This window comes from Maribacter sedimenticola (genome assembly GCF_900188415.1).
GTDB classification, from domain to species: domain Bacteria; phylum Bacteroidota; class Bacteroidia; order Flavobacteriales; family Flavobacteriaceae; genus Maribacter; species Maribacter sedimenticola.
The window spans coordinates 1-1,761 of record NZ_FZNV01000018.1 but is presented as its reverse complement, the minus strand read 5'-3'; the positions used below and the strand labels follow the sequence as shown (position 1 = coordinate 1,761).

General features: G+C 32.4%; 1 protein-coding gene. It reads right to left on the bottom strand.

Features of this window, described 5'->3' with window-relative positions; genetic code table 11:
• Nucleotides 1-303: 303 nt before the first annotated feature.
• Nucleotides 304-1,761: DUF4932 domain-containing protein (locus CHB68_RS18375; protein ID WP_089263396.1), on the bottom strand; the 1,458-nt coding region annotated here is incomplete at its 5' end.

The window sequence follows — 1,761 nt, the reverse complement described above, 5'->3', positions numbered from 1 at the left end:
CAACGCCTGAGCTAAGCGTAGTGCGGTAGTAAGGAAACTTTTCGTTTCCGTCTGAGCACGAAGCTAAAGCTTATTGTTTAGTTTTATTTTTTCTTGTCCAAAGCTAAATCCATAAGATTTAACGACATCATAAATATACACAGACCATTCGTTTTTGCCCTAAAGTCCGCATTACGTTTAGGTTTTGTTATCTTCTGTTGCGATACGTAACAGTAAGCAACTTTCAATTCCGTTTCCATTTTTACGCGTCTTGAGTAAAGTCCATCAGCTTAGCACTTGCGTTTGAGTAGGAAATCCATAAGTTTATTTAATCGACTTCATGGCGTTTAATATATCATCATAAGATTGAAATATCGTTCTAGGATTATCTTTCATAAGAGTTATAATTTTTTTGTTAAACTCTTTAAATTTATGATAACCTCTTCTTTCCATTAGCGTAATCCTCTTGTCGATAATTTCATTCGCCAGTTTCTCAGGGTAATGTTCTGTTATATAAACACAAAATACTGAGTGAGTCATATATTCATTGAATATGGCATATTCGCTACTATAATTTTGCTGAGCATCTTTGGTTGCCCAAAAATCTTTATTATGAAATATCGATTTTATTTGTTGAATATGTTGGTCGCTTGTTGGGTTCACATAATTATGGTCAATTTCGGTGAATACTATTCCTGACATTAGTCCTTCTTTTAGTTCCTCTGAATATTCAAGGTTGGAATCAATGCTTTCTGTAGAATTGATGAACATGACGGATTCCTGAAATTCAGGTTCTTTGAAAAAACCCTTTTGGAATTTTTGAGTACTATGCGAGCCATCTATAAGTGGTGAAAAAATAATTTTGTAGGAATCCATTCTTTGCGGAAATTCTTTCTCAATCCAATCCCACATTTGGTTGATGGGAAGTAGTTTTGATTCCCTTTCTTTTAGGCTGTTGTAAAAGTCAATGTTTTGATTATAAAATTCCCTAAAGTTTGATTCTTTTGCGAAATCTTGAATTAGATAGAGCATATTCCTGAATTGACCACCCATAATTCCTGAATTGTCCCAATAAACATGTTTATAAGGAGTATCGTAGGTTAAATTTTCTTCAACGAATTTAAAGGCTAAACTGTTTTCTCGAAAACCATAATAGGTATTCCAAAAATCTGAATTAGAACATTTCTTGTTTAAAATTTGAATCAGTTTATGGTTTTTAAATGCCGCAAAATGATTTTCCAAACTGTTAATATATGTTGTATTTTCAGGATGATTATTCGTTTTTTTGGAACATTCACTCAAATAGAGAATTATGTTCGCGAGTTCATAGACCTCTGGTATTTCAAAACTTGCTTTTCCCTGGTTTTTTAAAACATAGTTATCGTCAAAATTGGAGGTGATGGATTGAAACCTTAAAATGCAAAGTGTTGTGTCCTTTGAAGAAACTAATGGAATCTTAATTAGTTGTTTAAATGGGTAATTTACATGAGGGATTTTAATAGTATCCAAATCGGTCCAAATCTCGAAATAAACTTCTTTGTAACCATATGTTCCCCAATTAATAGTATCTGCTTTTGATATGCCTAACCTCAATTCTTTGTCCCATTTTGGACTATTAATATATACAGAATCATTATTACTCCTTAATGTATCTGGATACACCATTTCCGGCTCAAGATTTTGAGCCGTTAAGACAGTTGAGAAAATTACCACAACTGAAAAGAACTGAAATATCTCTTTCATATTCATTAAATTATTTTTGAGCAATTGAAGATAACGGTT